The following is a 16,722-nucleotide window of genomic DNA, read 5'->3' as shown; positions in this document are numbered from 1 at the left end:
TCAGAACATAATAAGAGACTAAAAAGTCAAAGGAAAAAGGAAACAAAATTGTTAAAAAAGAAATTTTCGAGTAATAAATATATAAATTTTAAAAATGATTATTTCTATTATTACTATAATTTTGTGGGAAATCGGAAAGGAATAATTCAGTTGAAGGAAATGTGTAGTAAGGCTAAGAATAGAGGAGTGATGTTATCTGAAATTAAGTTTTTTGAAAGTTAGAAGGGTAAAGGAGAGCAATTTTGAGTGAAAAAGAGAAAGAAGAATTTATGAAAAAGATGTATGGAACAAATTGGAAAGAAGAAATAAATTATATTTAAAGCTATAGAAGATAAAATAAAATTAATTGTCAAAAAAACTAAAATATAGTACAATAATTACATTATATATTATTAAGATATGAAATAAAAAGTATCAGAAAAATAAAAACTGAAAAAATGGAGGAAAACAATGATAAAGGAATACAAACCGTCGGAAATTGAGAAAAAATGGCAGGATAAGTGGTTTGAAGGGGATGTTTTCAAATCGGAAAATAAAGTTGATGGAAAAGAGAATTATTATGTGCTTGAGATGTTTGCATATCCGTCAGGGAAATTGCATGTTGGGCATTTGAGAAATTATGCGATTGGAGATGCGATTGCAAGATACAAGAAGATGAAAGGGTTTAATGTGCTGCATCCGTTTGGATGGGACAGTTTTGGGCTGCCTGCGGAAAATGCTGCTATTGATAATGGGGCACATCCTGGAAAATGGACTAAAGCGAACATTGACAATATGAGAAGACAGATGAAGCTTATGGGGCTTTCTTATGACTGGAATAGAGAACTTAGTACTTATACTCCAGAATACTATAAATGGAATCAGAAATTTTTTATTGAGATGTATAAAAAAGGGCTTGTTTACAAGAAAAAATCTTATGTAAACTGGTGTCCAGACTGTAATACTGTACTTGCAAATGAGCAGGTTGAAGGTGGAAAATGCTGGCGTCACGGTAAAACAGATGTAATTCAAAAGGAACTTTCACAATGGTATTTCAAAATTACAGAATATGCAGAAGAATTACTGCAAGGACATGAAGAACTTAGAGGTCATTGGCCTGAACAAGTGCTTGCTATGCAGAAAAACTGGATTGGAAAATCGACAGGAGCGGAAGTAGACTTTATTTTGGACTTTGATTATAAAGGGAATAATGAGAATATTGTAAAAAATGAAAAAGGTGAAGTTGTAATAACTGTGTTTACTACGAGAGCGGACACGTTATTTGGGGCGACTTACTTGACTTTGGCACCTGAACATCCGTTAGTAGAAGAAGTTATTTTGAAGCGAAATCCTGAAATTAGGGAAAAAGTTGAGGCTATGATTAATGAGGATAAAATTAGCCGTACTGCTGAAGATAAGGAAAAAGAGGGTGTGTTTACAGGACTTTATGTTATAAATCCAATAAATAATGCAAAAGTACCTTTGTGGATTGGAAACTATGTATTGATAGATTATGGGACTGGAGCGGTTATGGCTGTGCCTGCCCATGATGCGAGAGACTTGGCTTTTGCTAAAAAATATGATTTGCCAATTAAAATTGTGGTAAATCCTGTGGATAAAGATGGGAATGTGCATGAATTGGCTCTTGAGGAAACATTTGAAAATATTTTTACTGGAAATGGAATTATGACTAATTCTGGAGAATTTGATGGAATTTCAAATGAAGATGGAAAAATCAAGATCGTAGAAAAATTGGAAAAATTAGGAAAAGGTAAGGCAACTGTAAATTATAGGCTGCATGACTGGCTAATCAGCAGACAAAGATACTGGGGAACGCCAATTCCTGTGATTTATGATGAAGATGGAAATATTTATTTGGAAGAGGAAGCAAACTTGCCTGTAAAACTGCCTACAGATATTGAGTTTAACGGAAAGGGAAATCCGCTTGAAACTTCTGAGGAATTTAAAAATGTGATTTTACCAAATGGAAAAAAAGGTAGAAGAGAAACTGACACAATGGACACTTTCGTTGATTCTTCATGGTATTACTTGAGATATTTGGATTCTCACAATGATAAAGAGCCGTTTAAAAAGGAAGATGCAGATAACTGGACTCCAGTTCATCAATATATCGGTGGAATTGAGCATGCGGTAATGCACTTGCTTTATGCAAGATTCTTCCACAAATCACTAAGAGATTTAGGATATGTTGACACAAATGAACCATTTAAGCGTCTTTTAACACAAGGAATGGTTTTAGGGCCTTCTTACTATTCTCAAAATGAAAGAAGATACTTGTTCCCAAGAGAAGTCGAGATGAAGGATGGGAAGCCTGTTTCTAAGGAAACTGGAGAAGAATTGGTAACAAAAGTTGAAAAAATGAGTAAATCTAAAAATAACGGAGTAGATCCTGAAGAAATCGTGAAAGAATACGGAGCCGACTCTTCAAGAGTGTTTACATTATTTGCTGCACCGCCTGAAAAAGAGCTGGAATGGAATATGAACGGTCTTGCAGGGGCTTACAGATTCATAAACAGACTTTATCTGCTAATTTCATCAACAGCTGATTTTGCTGATAAAAATGCATCAAAGGAAAATAATTATGGAATTAATTTAGATGCAAGAAGTGAAAAAGACAAGGAAATTCAGAAAAAATTACATCAGACTGTAAAAAAAGTTACAGACAGTATTGAGGACGATTTCCACTTTAACACAGCAATCGCCGCAATAATGGAACTTCTAAACGATATGACAACTTACAAGCAAAATGTAATTGATAAAAATGATATTTCATCAGAAAGTAAAAAAGTATGGCACGAAGTTCTTGAAAAAGCGATTTTATTAATTGCACCTTTTGCACCGCATGTAGCAGATGAATTATGGAGTGATTTAGGAAATACAACTCTTACTTTTGAGGAAGAATGGCCAACATTCGATGAAAAATTAACTGTGGAAAACAACTTTAACTTGGTTTTACAAGTAAATGGAAAAGTAAGAGATATGATTCCTGCACAAATTGGAATTTCAAAAGATGACGCTGAAAAATTGGCATTTTCTTCAGAAAAAGTTCAAAAATTTATTGATGGAAAAGAAGTTGTCAAGGTAATTGTTGTGCCTAATAAACTGGTTAATATTGTTGTAAAGGGATAACGTTTAATAAAGGGAGAGGAATTTTTAAAAAGAAAAATTAAATTAGGGGTGATTAAGATGACATATATTGCAGAAATAGAAAATAGTAAAATAATTAATGAATAAAAAAAAGCTGTAAAAAAAACTGGAAAAAGTGAAAGTGATGTATTAGTTCAATTGATGGCTAAATTTGTTGAAGAAAATAAAATTGAAAAGAATTCAATGGATATTCTATTTAATAAAATGGAAGAAAATAAAGATGTTTTTATCAGAATGCGTGATAAATAATGATTAAATATTTTGAAGTTTGTGACATTTTAAAAATACACAATAAAGTTTTAGAATTATCAGGTGGTTTAAAGGGTTATAAAGATAAATCGGAAATAGAAAAAGTATGTCTGAAATAAAAAAAGTGGGAGAGGAATAAAATGACTAAAATAGCAGTAACTGGAGTGACAGGAAATTTAGGTGGCATGGTTTCAAGATTATGCAAAGAAAATGGAATAAAAGTGAGAAATTTGGCTAGAAATAAGGAAAAAGCTGAAAAAATGGGATTTTATGATGTTTTTAAATCAAATTATGACAAGTCAGAGGATACTGTAAAATCACTTGAAGGGATTGATGTACTTTTTATGGTGTCGGGTTCAGAAAATCCTAATCGTGTTCAGCAGCATAAGGATTTTATTGATGTGACTAAAATAGCAGGAGTTTCGCACATTGTTTATCTTTCGTTTTACAATGCTTCAAAAAATTCCATATTTACATTGGGAAGAGATCATTATGCAACTGAGGAATACATTAAAGAAAAAGGCTTTAAATATACATTTTTGAGAGATAATTTTTATGTGGATTTCTTTGTAGATATGTGCAGAGAGTATGGTAAAATAAAAGGGCCTGCTGGAAATGGTAAAGTTTCGGCTGTGGTGCGTTCGGATGTGTCAGAAGTGGCTGCTAAAATTTTGGAAAATCCAGAAAAATGGGAAAATCAGACTTTGAATATGACAGGGCCTGAAGATTTAACGATGGAGGAAATTATAAAACTTGCAAGTAAATATTTAGGTAAAGAAATTAAGTATATTGCTGAAACGGTAGATGAGGCTTACGAATCACGTAAAATCTGGAAAGCTGAACAATGGGAATACGATTCTTGGGTTTCAACTTATACTGCAATTGCCCAAAATGAGCAATCAGGAGTTTCAGATGATATTGAGAAAGTTTTAGGACGGAAAGCTACTTCATTGATGGAATATTTGAAACAATTGTAGTTAAAAAAATAATAAAATAATTTAATAAATTTTTGCAATTTATACTATTCCTTGTTTAAGTAGCAGAATTGTTATAAATCTTGAATAACATACTATTTTTAGTAAAGGATTGATTCAGTTTTGGATAAATAAACATTATTTTTTAAATGGAATTTTAGTATTAATTTGACAAATCAAGTTACATAAGTAGAGAATAAAAAGTCGGCATTAAAGCTGGCTTTTTATTGTATATAAGAAGGAGGTTAAAATGACATTGCAACAGTTAAAATATGTAGTAACAGTCGCTGAAAAAGGAACATTAAGTGATGCGTCAAAAGAGCTGTTTGTTTCACAGCCAGCATTGACGAAAGCTATAAAAGAGCTGGAAGATGAAATGAATATAACAATTTTTAACAGGACAAATAAAGGAGTAATTGTTTCACTTGAAGGAGATAGGTTTTTGGGATATGCTAGGCAAGTTTTGGAACAGACGGATTTATTGGAAGAAGAATATAAAAAGGGGAATAAGATAACTCGGAGATTTTCGGTATCAACTCAGCATTATTCCTTTGCAGTGAATGCTTTTGTGGACGTGATTAAGAAGTTTGGGGAAAATAAGTATGATTTTACGCTTAGGGAAACGCAGACTAATGAGATTATTGAGGATGTAAGCAAGAGAAAAAGTGAAATTGGGATTTTATACACTTCAGGAGCAAATAAAACTGTAATTGAGAAAATGATAAAAAGAAATAACTTGAAATTTATTGAGCTGTTTACTGCAAAGCCACATGTTTTCATTAGTTTTAATCATCCTTTAGCAAAAAAGGAAAGTATTAGTCTTGAGGATTTGAAGGAATATCCGTATTTATCGTTTGAGCAGGGAGATTATAATTCTTTTTATTTTTCGGAGGAGATATTGAGTACACTTGACAGGGATAAGAATATAAAGGTACGTGATAGAGCAACTCTATTCAATTTGGCAGTCGGGCTTAACGGATACACTGTGAGTACAGGAATAATTAGTAAAGAGCTAAATGGAGAAAATATTATTGCAAAACCGCTGGAAGTGGATGAGTATATGAAAGTTGGAATTATAATGCAGAAAAATATTGAGCTGAGTGTTTATGGGAAAGTTTATGTGGAGGCTTTGAAGGAGCATTTGAAATATACAGAAATTCCATAAATTTAAATAGATTGTTATAAACTAAAGTTATAACAAACTGAAAAATAAATATATTTTACAGAAATTAAATATTTGTATATAATAATTTCATCAAAAATAGTTAGTAATATTAAATTAGAATTTTAAAATTGAAAGGTGTTATGCTGATATAATTTTATAAACTTTTGAAAAGGACAGATATTACTATAATAAAGGAGATGAGATTATGAAAACAGCAATTGTTGGATACCCTAGAATTGGGGAAAATAGAGAATTAAAATTTGCAATAGAAAAATATTGGAGAAATGAAATTACAGAGAATGAACTTTTGGAAATAGCGGAAGAGATTAGAAAAAATCAATGGCTAAAACAAAAGGAAGAAAAGATTTCATTTATTCCGGGAAATACATTTTCATTTTATGACGGAATACTGGACACAATAATTTTATTAAATGCAATTCCAAAGCATTATAGAGATTTAGGGTTAAATGAACTGAATACATATTTTGCAATTGCTAGAGGTTATCAAGGGGAAAAAGGAGATGTAAAGGCTCTTTCAATGAGAAAATGGTATAACACAAATTATCATTATATGGTGCCTGAACTGGATGATTATATAGAAATTAAGTTAAATTCAGATAAAATATTTAATGAACTTGAGGAAGCTGAGAAATTAGGAGTGAATACTCATCCGTCAGTAATCGGACCATTTACATTTTATAAATTGGCTAAAACAACTGGAAATAAAGATAAAAAAGAATATTTAGGTGATATTGTAAATGCCTATGTAGAACTATTGGAAAAATGTAATGAAAAAACTGTAGAATGGATTCAAATTGAAGAGCCGCAGTTAGTAACAGATCAGACAGAGGAAGATGTAAAGCTGTTTAAAAAAATTTATACAGAGATTTTAAAAAATAAGAAAAATGTAAAAGTGTTACTTCAGACATATTTTGGAGATGTGAGGGATTGCTATGGAACAATAACGGGACTTGATTTTGATGGAATAGGGCTTGATTTCATTGAAGGAAGAAAAACTGAAAAATTAATAGATGAAAACGGATTTCCAAAAGATAAAGTTTTATTTGCAGGAGTTGTAAATGGGAAAAATATTTGGAAATGCGATTACAGAAAAGTTTTAAATATTCTGAATAACTTAAAGGGAAAAGCTGAAAACATAGTAGTGACAACTTCCTGTTCATTGCTTCATGTACCTTATACTTTGAGAAATGAAAAAAAATTATCAGAAAATATACTGAAACATTTTTCTTTTGCTGAAGAAAAATTAGGAGAATTGAGGGAATTAGATGAATTAAGTCAAATTTTATTAGAAAATTCTTTGGAAAAAGCACAGGAAAATGAATTTTATATAAGAAATCAGGAAATCATAACTTCTGAAAGAGGTATGGAAGACAAGAAAGTTAGAGATAAAGTTGAAAAATTGAAAGATAATGATTTTGTAAGAAAAGGTACAAGAAAGGAAAGACAGAGAATACAGAGAGAAAAGTTGAATATTCCTTTACTTGCAACAACTACAATAGGATCTTTTCCACAGACGAAGGAAGTGAAGCTGAACAGAAGTAAATTTAGAAAAGGCGAAATTAATAGGGAAGAATATGATAAAAATGTATTCAGTTTCATAAAAGAATGTATTGAATTACAGGAAGAAATAGGGATTGATGTGCTTGTACATGGAGAATATGAAAGAAATGACATGGTTGAATTTTTTGGAGAAAATCTAGCAGGATATGTGTTTACAGAAAAAGCTTGGGTTCAGTCTTATGGAACAAGATGTGTAAAACCGCCAATAATTTTTGGAGATGTAAAAAGAATAAAACCAATTTCAGTCTTGTATTCTGAATATGCTCAAAAATTAACTGAAAAGCCTGTTAAAGGAATGCTTACAGGGCCTGTAACAATATTGAACTGGTCGTTTCCAAGAGAAGATGTATCATTAAGTGAAATGGCATTTCAAATTGGACTTGCTATACGAGAAGAAGTATTGGATTTAGAAAAAGCAGGAATAAAAATAATTCAGATAGATGAAGCTGCACTTAGGGAAAAATTACCTTTGAGAAAAGAAGACTGGCATAAGGAATATCTTGACTGGGGATTGAAAGCGTTTAGACTTTGCCACAGCGGAGTAAAAGTGGATACACAGATTCATACACATATGTGCTACAGCCAGTTTGAAGACATAATAAAAGATATTGACAATATGGATGCCGATGTCATAACATTTGAAGCCTCAAGATCAAAATTGACAATTCTTGATTTCTTGAAAGAAAATAATTTTGAAACAGAGGTAGGTCCAGGAGTTTATGATATTCATTCTCCTAGAGTACCTTCAGTTGAAGAAATTGTAGCAGCTTTAGAAATAATGGTTAAAAAAATTGGGAAAGAAAAATTATGGGTAAATCCAGATTGTGGATTAAAGACAAGAGGAATTACAGAAACTGTAAAAAGTTTGGAAAATCTTGTGAAAGCTACAGAAATTGTGAAAGATAGATTGTAAAAGTATTATTAAATATAGTTTTATAGACTTGTGATTAAATTACTAAAGCAATTACTGTTTAACAAAAGGTAAGGTTTTATTTTAAAATATTTTAAACGTTAATATCATAAAGAATATTTATTCAAATATTTAAAATTAATATAATTTTATAATCATTACAAAAATTGTTGACAATTTGACTTGTTTTTGATATAATAAATTTGTAAATGATAAAGATATAAATAAATTATAATTTAGGGAGTGATAAATATGTCAAAAACAGTTGAAAAATTAAATCTTTATTTAGCAAACTTAAATGTACTTTACAGAAAAGTTCAAAATTATCATTGGAATATCGTTGGTACAGGATTCTTTTCTGTTCATGCTAAATTGGAAGAGTACTATGATGCATTAAATGAACAAATTGATGATGTAGCTGAAAGAATACTTTCAATCGGTGGTCGTCCTCTAGGAACATTAAAAGATTATTTAGCAGTTTCTACTATTAAAGAAGCTGAAAATAAAGAAATTTCTATTGCTGATGCAGTTGCTGACGTAAAAAAAGAATTTGAAGCAATGTTAAAATTAGTAAAAGAAGTAAAGGAAACTGCAGATGCAGAAAACGATTACGGAACATCTGCAATGGTTGATGAATATATCAGCTCTTATGAAAAAAATTTATGGATGCTAAACGCATACTTAAAATAAATTTTTTAAGAATAGACAAAATTGTAAAAAATTATTAAAATTGCCTATTGTATATACTTTAAAGGGAAAGTCTTTTTATAGATTTTCTCTTTTTTTGTTTTCTTATTGCAATTTTTATTAAAAAATGATATAATTAATTATTAATTAAAAATTAAAAAGGTGGGGATTATGGCAATAAGTTTATTTAGCTGCAGTTACTTGGGAGTTGATACTTACGTTGTAGAAGTGGAAGTTGATCTTTCCAGAGGACTGCCTATTTTCAATATAGTTGGAATGGGGGATCAAGCTATTTCAGAAAGTAAGGAACGAATTAGGAGCTGCTTTAAAAATGTTGGGTTTGAATTTCCAGTTAGGCGTGTGCTGGTAAATTTATCACCTGCAAATATTAGGAAAAAAGGAAGTCATTTTGATTTAAGTATATTTTTAGGCATCCTTGCCAATACAGGACATATTTCAAATATAGAAGTATTAAAAAAATACTTAATTTTAGGAGAGATTTCCTTAAATGGAAAAATAAAATCAATAAATGGAGCGATAAATGCTACAATTTTAGCAAAGGAAACCGATTTTAAAGGGGTTATCGTTCCAATGGAAAATTATAACGAAGCAAAGCTGATTTCAGGGGTAGAAATTATCCCAGTTGATGAAATTAGTGAACTTTTGGACTTTCTAGATGGAAAGACTGATGTAGAAACTTTATGCAAAAAAGCCCTTGAAATGGATACTTCAAGAATTGAAGATAAAAAACTAGAAGAAACCATTGATTTTTCTGATGTAAAAGGGCAGCTTATTGCAAAAAGAGCTTTAGAAATCGCAGCTGCTGGCGGACATAATGTATTTTTAATAGGTGATCCAGGTTCAGGTAAGTCAATGCTTGCCAAAAGATTTAATACAATTTTGCCTGACATGCCTGAAGAAGAAATAATAGAAACAACCAAAATTTACAGCATCTCAGGAATGCTCAGCCAAAAAGAGCCAATAATTCGCAAAAGACCGTTCAGAGCACCCCATTATTCAGCAACGCAAGTAGCACTTGTAGGCGGTGCAAACAGAGTTGGAGAAATAACATTAGCACTAAACGGAGTATTTTTTCTAGATGAAATTGGAGAATTTGAGGGGAAAACATTAGAAGCACTACGTCAGCCTTTAGAGGATGGAAAAATCGTTATTTCAAGAGCAAATTTCAGTGTGACTTATCCTGTAAAAAATATTACAATAACAGCTTCAAATCCGACTCCAAGTGGTTATTTCCCTGATAATCCATTGTGTAATGACAGTTTAAAGGAAATAAAACGTTATCAAAAAAAATTTTCTGGACCTCTTCTTGATCGAATGGACCTTTATGTTGAAATGCACCAATTAAAAAAAGATGAAATTTTTGACGAATCTCTTTCGGAAAAGTCAAAAGACATTCAGGAAAGAGTAATAAAAGCCAGAGAAATTCAAAAACAGCGATTTAATTCAAATACACTAAACAGAGATATGAACAAGAAGCAATTAAACAAATATTGTAAAATTGACGAGGAAAGCCAAGAAATTATGAAGGCTGCTATCGACAATCTAAGATTATCAGTCAGAATGTTTGACAAAATATTAAAAATTTCAAGAACAATAGCAGATTTAGATGGACAAGAACATATAAAAAAAGAGCATTTACTAGAAGCGTTAAATTACAGAAAAAAACAATAATCTTTTGTTTGATTACATGGAGTTTTAATCACTTGCTAAAAATAAATTTGATATTTAGCTGGAAAATGATATAAATACAAATACAAATTATTTAATAATAAAAATAAGGGACTTAAAATCCCTTAAAAAAATAATTTGTAATTGTTGCTTTATTGACTTATTTAATCACAAGGGGCTTTGCCCTTTGTTAAAATAATTTTTACTTAATTCTAATTTAGAATTTAGATGAAAATTAATAAAGACTCTTATTTTTTTTGATTAATTTTTTCTCCGATAAAATCAAGCAATTCTTTTCTTCCAGTATTTTTTAAGGAAGAATAAAAAAATACATCTTCATTTTTAAACACAAGTTTTTTCTTAATTTCCTTTAATTGCTTAAACTTTTCATTATTAGACAATTTATCAGCCTTTGTAAAAATTATATAATATTCAATTCCAAAATGTTCCAGCCACTTTAACATTTCCATATCCTCAACCGATGGAATTCTACGCAAATCCAGCAAAAGAAATACAACTTTTTCACGATCCGACACAAGATAGCTTTCAATTGTTTTACCCCAGTTTTTCTTTACTGAATCAGGAACTTTTGCAAATCCATATCCTGGTAAATCCACAAAATGAATTGCATTATTTATTAAAAAATAATTTATAAGCTGTGTTCTTCCTGGAGTTTTACTTGTTCTTGCAAGATTTTTTCTCTTTGTAAGAGAATTTATAAGCGAAGATTTCCCGACATTTGATCTTCCAATGAATGAAAATTCCACAACATTGTTAAATTTTGGATAGTCCTTTTCTACAACTGCTGATTTTACAAATTCTGACCTATTTATTTCCATATTTCACCTCTTTTTTTAATTTTTAAATTCTTCCCTTGCTTGTTCCAATGATGCTTCATCAGGCATAAAATACCAAATTCCATTTATCATTTTTCCATCTCCAGTAATTTCATACTGATTAATATTTGACTGATGCATAAGAAATGCGGGCAATACTGACAATGCTTTAATCGGATTTACTGCAATATCCATATGCTGCTTTGAATAATTGTATACTTGTGGTACATATTTCCATCCAGATGGAGCAACTAACTTTTTAGCAATTCCTTGAATGACCTGTCTTTGACGTTCATCTCGTTTAAAAGCTGTGTCACTTTTTCTATGTCTTGTATATGCAAGTGCCATTCTTCCTTGTAAATTATAGACTTGCCCTTGATTAAAGTGAAATACTTCCTGATCAAAATAGTCTTGGTTAAACGTATGATTTGAAACAACGTCAACTCCGCCAATTAAAGTTGTTATATTCATGACATCTTCAAATCTGAATCTTACGTGATAATTAATTTTTGTATCAAGTAAATTTTCTACAGCGTCAATCGTACATTGAACTCCTCCAAAATGGTGTGAATGCGTAATTTTATCCTGCTTATAATTTTCACACGGAATTTCTGCATAAGTATCACGTGGAATTGAAATCATTTTTACTTGTGCCAAATATGGAACAACTCTTATAACAATAAGTCCATCACTTCGAGATCCTTCTGTAGGCTGGTTGGCATAAGCATCAACTCCTATTACAAGAATATTGAATGGTATAGAAAGCCATACAATAAATACTATTAGAAATATTCCCAATATTAAAAATATTTTTTTCATTTTTTTACCTCTCGTATATTTTAATTTTTTTGAAATTGCTGTTGTTCTAAAATTTTTAAAAATTTATCAACTTTTCTATTTAAATCATCTATATTTCCATCATTTTCAATGACAAAATCACTTTTTCCCCTTTTTTCATCCAAGGACATCTGCGAATTTATAATATCCCAAGCCTCTTTTTCACTTCGTTTATCCCTTTCCAAAACACGCCTAACCTGAATATCCCTTTTCGCAGCAACAAGCAAAATATAATCAAATTCCTTTTCCCATTGAACTTCAAAAAGTAACTGAATCTCTACAAAAATAATTTTATTTTCTTTTTCATTTTTTGATTCACATTCCAAAATTTTTTTATGCATAATTCGTAAAATTTCAGGATGCATAATAGAATTTAAAGTAAATCTTTTTTCCCTATCGGAAAAAATAATTTTCCCCAACTTTTCACGTGAAACAGTACGATTTCCATCATTATTATTTTCTAAAACTTCTTTTCCAAAATTTCTTACGATTTTTTCTACAACTGACGGAAACTCAATAACTTTATGTGAAATCACATCCAGATCAATTACAGAAAATCCTTTATTCCTCAAAATTTGGCTAACAGTACTCTTCCCTGTTCCAATTCCGCCTGTAAGTCCAATAACCATTTTTATTTTCCTTTCTGGTATTTTTTCTCAGAACTGATACTGTTCCCCATTGAAATAGCAGCTTTGTTATAATTTCTGTACATAAGGGGTCAAGACTCCCTTGTTAGGAAATAAATAAAATATAATTTCTATTTTTCAAATAGGGCTTAGTATAAAATTAAAATAGAATAATTTGATAACCATATTTACGAATTTAAATTATCAAATAAATCCAACTTTAACTTTGTTTTTATCTTTGCAATGAAAATGCGAATATATTTTATACCTTTTTTCATTTATTTGCAACAATTTTTATTTATCTTGGTAAATTTCTGATGGTTTTAAAAAAGAAAAAATTGAAAAAATGTGTATAATATGGTAAAATTATTTATAGAAGTCTAAAAAAATTTATGGAAATAAATATTTAATTTAAAATAAGGAGGTACTATGGAACTTAAGGATATTCAAGAATTAATGAAAGTTCTGAAAAAAGAAGATATAGCAGAACTAAAAGTAAGATATGGAAAAATAAAACTTACTTTAACAAATTCTGAAAATACAAAAATTGTAAATACTGTAACAGCATCACCTAAAATTACAGAAAAGAAAAAAACTGCTAAAGTTGCATTGCCAGCGGAAGAAATTGTTAAATCAAGCAATGTTGGTAAAATAAGGCTAATAAGTTCAAAAACTGGCACTTTAGTTAAAAAAGGACAAATTCTTGCTAAGATTACTACAATGGGAATTGATAATGATGTAAAAGCTACTGTAAACGGGATTTTAAAGGAAGTACTTGTAGCAGATGGTTCAGCAGTTGATTTTGCAAAGGAATTATTTAAAATTGAAGTTAGTTAAAATTAATTTGGAGATTAAATAAATTCAAAATAATTAATAATTTTTTTTAGAAACAGAAAATCTTTTAGGAGGATAGAATATTAATGTTTAAAAAAATATTAATAGCAAATAGAGGGGAAATTGCCGTTAGGATAATCAGAGCGGCAAGAGAATTGGGAGTTGCAACAGTTGCAGTTTATTCAGAAGCTGATAAGGATTCACTTCACGTAAGATTGGCTGATGAGGCTATTTGCATTGGAACTGCCAGTAGTGCAGATTCATATTTAAAAATACCAAATATTATTTCAGCGGCACAAATTACACAAAGTGAAGCAATCCATCCAGGATACGGTTTTCTATCTGAAAATCAAAGATTTGCCGAAATATGTGACAAAAATGGAATTGTATTTATCGGTCCAAAACCTGAATTAATAAATATGATGGGAGATAAGGCAACTGCAAGGGAAACTGCCATCAAACATAAAGTTCCAATAACAAAGGGATCAGACGGAATTGTACCAACTCTGGAAGAAGCAAAAAAAGTTGCAGAATGGATAACTTATCCTGTTATGATAAAAGCTACTGCCGGTGGTGGTGGAAAAGGAATGAGAATTGCACGTGATGAAAAGGAATTAGCTGAAAATTATATTGTTGCACAAAACGAAGCAAAGGCAAATTTTGGAAATCCAGATGTTTATATTGAAAAATATGTTGAAGAACCAAGACACGTTGAAATTCAAATTATAGGAGATAAATTTGGAAATGTTGTCCATCTTGGTGAAAGAGATTGTACAATTCAAAGAAGGCATCAAAAATTAATCGAAGAATCTCCATCAGCAGGAATTGATGCGAAAACGCGTGAAAAAATGGGGAAATTCGCTGCAAAATTAGCAAAAGGTATTGGTTATGACAGTGTTGGAACATTGGAATTTCTTGTTGATAAAAGTATGAACTTTTATTTTATGGAAATGAATACAAGAATTCAAGTTGAACATACAATAAGTGAGGAAATTACTGGAGTTGATCTGGTAAAAGAACAAATAAGAGTAGCTGCAGGAGAAAAACTAAGTATTTCACAAAAAGATATTAGTATTAAGGGGCATGTAATAGAATGTAGAATAAATGCAGAAGATTCTGAAAACGGATTTTTACCATCTTCAGGAACTTTAGAAGTATACATTCCATCTGGAGGAATTGGAGTAAGAGTTGACTCACATTCCTATCAAAATTATGAAATCCCGCCTTATTATGATTCAATGATAGCAAAACTTATTGTAAAGGGAAAAGATCGTGAAGAAGCTATTTTACGTATGAAGCGTGCCTTAAGGGAATTTATTATAGAAGGTGTGGATACAACTATTCCTTTCCATTTAAAAGTACTTAACAATGAGGACTTTAAAAAAGGAACTGTCTATACAAACTTCATTGAAACTCATTTCAAGGAAGCGCTTGGAAAATAATAAATAAAATTAAGTTACAAACTTGTAATTTAATTATTATCTATAAAAAATAAAAATTAGGAGGAATCAAAATGAACGAATTAGGAAATGTAAATATATCACAAGAAGTGGTAGCAACAATCGCAGAATCAGTAGTATCAGAAATCGAAGGAGTAAACAGCCTTGTTGGTGGAACTTCAAAAAATGAAATTGTTAAGTTTTTCCAAAATGTATCTTCAGGTGGAAAAGGAATTGAAGTGGAAGTTGGAGAAACTGAATGTACGTTAGATCTTTACATTGTAGCAAAAATGGGTTACAAGTTGCCAGCATTAGCTGGGGAAATCCAAACAAAAGTAGTAAAAGCAATTACTGAAATGACAGGACTAAAAGTTCAGGAAGTTAATGTATACATTCAAAAAATTGTAAAAGATGAAAAGAAAGATGTAGTTCCAGCTACTGTAGCAGAAACAGCAGAAATTGAAGAATAAGAAAGGAGAAACTGGCAGAAATACACCATAATTCAGTTTAATTTAAATATTTGTCAAGTTATTAAATTTTAAAATAAAAAATAGATTTGTTTAGAAATTATAATACAGTAAATATTATGAAATAAAATATGGTGTATTTTTGATAGTTTATATTAAATTAATGATTGCAATATTGGGATTTTTAGCAAGATTATCTGTTGTACTTGGATTTATCGGTATTGCATTTTCAAGTATATCAGATACTCTGTTTAGAACTGATTACTTAGGACAGCTTGATAGTTTAATAGATTTAAACAGTCTAAATTTTAAAATTTTAATCGGACTGTTATCGATAATTTATTTAGTCATATTTTTGCTTTCTTACATTGATAAACTTACAAAATATTCTCAAAATAGGAAAGTAAAAAATAAAAATGGGGAAATCGAAGTTTCTATAAAAACAATAAATGAAACATCAAAAAGTTTTTTAAGCAGACTGGAAATTATAAAAAATTCAAAAGTAAAATCATATCCAAGAGGAAAAGCAGTTGTCATCGAAGCTACTGTTGATACTTATAACGTTGATAACTTAAATGAAAAATTAGCAGATATTCAAAACAAATTATCCGAATACATTTTCCATTCTACTGGAATTACTGTAAAAAAAAGTATAGTTAAATTAAAAAAAGTTTTAGGCGAAACAATTGTTGAGAAAAAAATCATTGATTCTTCGGCTGTTCAAAAGAAATCTAATAAAGAACAAGAAAAAATAAAGGAAAAATTAGAAATTGAAGCAAAAAGAAGCAATGATGATGAAAATGAAAGAAATAATAATACAAAAATTGAAACTTCCCCATCTGGAAAGGAAAATTAATGACACGAAGAGGAATTAGAGAAGAAATATTTAAACTACTTTTTGAATATGAGTTAATTGATAATAATATTGAAAAAAGGATAAATGATGTAATTAAAGAAAAAAATTTAGAAAAAGAAGACGAAATTGATTTCTTAAGAAGTTACGTAACTGATATAATTGCAAATAAAGATATTTTGATTGAAAGAATTAAAGATGTGTTGGAAGGCTGGACTTATGAACGTCTTGGAACAATTGAAAAAGTTTTATTAAAAATATCATTTTATGAAATTACTATAGAAAAAATAGGATATGAAATTGCAATTAATGAAGTTTTAGAAATTTCCAAAAAATATTCCTACAGTGATACAAAAGACTTTTTGAATGGGATTTTAGCAAGATTAATAAAAAATATTAAAGAAGGAAAGAGTAACTTCTAAGTTCAT

At 30.0% G+C, this 16,722-nt stretch carries 14 protein-coding genes; 11 read left to right on the top strand and 3 right to left on the bottom strand.

The annotated features are described in order from the left end of the window. The first annotated feature begins 450 nt into the window (after window positions 1-450). From leuS to F1564_RS07125, 6 genes are all read left to right on the top strand, one after another. Complete coding sequence (gene leuS, locus F1564_RS07150; protein ID WP_018451223.1) at window positions 451-3,129, top strand: leucine--tRNA ligase; 2,679 nt, start codon at window positions 451-453, stop codon at window positions 3,127-3,129. 407 nt (window positions 3,130-3,536) lie between these two features. After that, window positions 3,537-4,373, top strand: a complete 837-nt coding sequence (locus F1564_RS07145; protein ID WP_018451226.1) for an SDR family oxidoreductase — start codon at window positions 3,537-3,539, stop codon at window positions 4,371-4,373. Window positions 4,374-4,620: 247 nt separating this feature from the next. Continuing rightward, the gene (locus F1564_RS07140) at window positions 4,621-5,535 is read left to right on the top strand and encodes a LysR family transcriptional regulator (RefSeq protein WP_018451227.1); all 915 of its coding nucleotides are present in this window, start codon (window positions 4,621-4,623) and stop codon (window positions 5,533-5,535) included. 205 nt (window positions 5,536-5,740) lie between these two features. Then, on the top strand, window positions 5,741-8,029 hold the full coding sequence (metE, locus tag F1564_RS07135) for a 5-methyltetrahydropteroyltriglutamate--homocysteine S-methyltransferase (protein WP_018451228.1): 2,289 nt from the start codon (window positions 5,741-5,743) through the stop codon (window positions 8,027-8,029). A gap of 249 nt (window positions 8,030-8,278) precedes the next feature. Next, window positions 8,279-8,716 (top strand): Dps family protein, encoded by a 438-nt coding sequence (locus tag F1564_RS07130; RefSeq protein WP_018451229.1) that lies wholly within the window; start codon window positions 8,279-8,281, stop codon window positions 8,714-8,716. A gap of 168 nt (window positions 8,717-8,884) precedes the next feature. Beyond that, window positions 8,885-10,405, top strand: a complete 1,521-nt coding sequence (locus F1564_RS07125) for a YifB family Mg chelatase-like AAA ATPase (RefSeq protein ID WP_018451230.1) — start codon at window positions 8,885-8,887, stop codon at window positions 10,403-10,405. 245 nt (window positions 10,406-10,650) lie between these two features. Here F1564_RS07125 and yihA read toward each other — a convergent pair whose 3' ends face one another. The 3 genes from yihA to coaE are packed head-to-tail and all read right to left on the bottom strand — an operon-like array spanning window position 10,651 to window position 12,704. Continuing rightward, the gene (gene yihA, locus F1564_RS07120) at window positions 10,651-11,241 is read right to left on the bottom strand and encodes a ribosome biogenesis GTP-binding protein YihA/YsxC (RefSeq protein WP_018451231.1); all 591 of its coding nucleotides are present in this window, start codon (window positions 11,239-11,241) and stop codon (window positions 10,651-10,653) included. A gap of 15 nt (window positions 11,242-11,256) precedes the next feature. Then, window positions 11,257-12,057, bottom strand: a complete 801-nt coding sequence (locus tag F1564_RS07115; RefSeq protein WP_018451232.1) for an LCP family protein — start codon at window positions 12,055-12,057, stop codon at window positions 11,257-11,259. A gap of 20 nt (window positions 12,058-12,077) precedes the next feature. After that, window positions 12,078-12,704, bottom strand: coding sequence for a dephospho-CoA kinase (gene coaE, locus F1564_RS07110; RefSeq protein ID WP_018451233.1), 627 nt, complete (start codon window positions 12,702-12,704; stop codon window positions 12,078-12,080). Window positions 12,705-13,130: 426 nt separating this feature from the next. On the opposite strand from coaE, the gene F1564_RS07105 reads away from it, so the two are divergent. The 5 genes from F1564_RS07105 (at window position 13,131) to nusB (ending at window position 16,716) form a co-directional block, all read left to right on the top strand. After that, window positions 13,131-13,538 (top strand): acetyl-CoA carboxylase biotin carboxyl carrier protein, encoded by a 408-nt coding sequence (locus F1564_RS07105; RefSeq protein WP_018451234.1) that lies wholly within the window; start codon window positions 13,131-13,133, stop codon window positions 13,536-13,538. Window positions 13,539-13,621: 83 nt separating this feature from the next. Then, entirely contained in the window at window positions 13,622-14,977 is a 1,356-nt protein-coding gene (accC, locus tag F1564_RS07100) for an acetyl-CoA carboxylase biotin carboxylase subunit (protein ID WP_018451235.1), read from the top strand. A gap of 71 nt (window positions 14,978-15,048) precedes the next feature. Then, window positions 15,049-15,444 carry an Asp23/Gls24 family envelope stress response protein gene (locus F1564_RS07095; protein ID WP_018451236.1) on the top strand — a complete coding sequence of 132 codons (396 nt, stop codon included), beginning with the start codon at window positions 15,049-15,051 and terminating at the stop codon, window positions 15,442-15,444. Window positions 15,445-15,583: 139 nt separating this feature from the next. Next, the gene (amaP, locus tag F1564_RS07090) at window positions 15,584-16,297 is read left to right on the top strand and encodes an alkaline shock response membrane anchor protein AmaP (RefSeq protein WP_018451237.1); all 714 of its coding nucleotides are present in this window, start codon (window positions 15,584-15,586) and stop codon (window positions 16,295-16,297) included. Next, complete coding sequence (gene nusB / locus F1564_RS07085; RefSeq protein ID WP_018451238.1) at window positions 16,297-16,716, top strand: transcription antitermination factor NusB; 420 nt, start codon at window positions 16,297-16,299, stop codon at window positions 16,714-16,716. Before amaP ends, nusB begins: the two co-directional genes overlap by 1 nt. Window positions 16,717-16,722: the final 6 nt, after the last annotated feature.

Source organism: Leptotrichia shahii (assembly GCF_008327825.1).
Lineage (GTDB): Bacteria > Fusobacteriota > Fusobacteriia > Fusobacteriales > Leptotrichiaceae > Leptotrichia > Leptotrichia shahii.
This window is presented reverse-complemented; position numbering and strand designations above follow the sequence as displayed.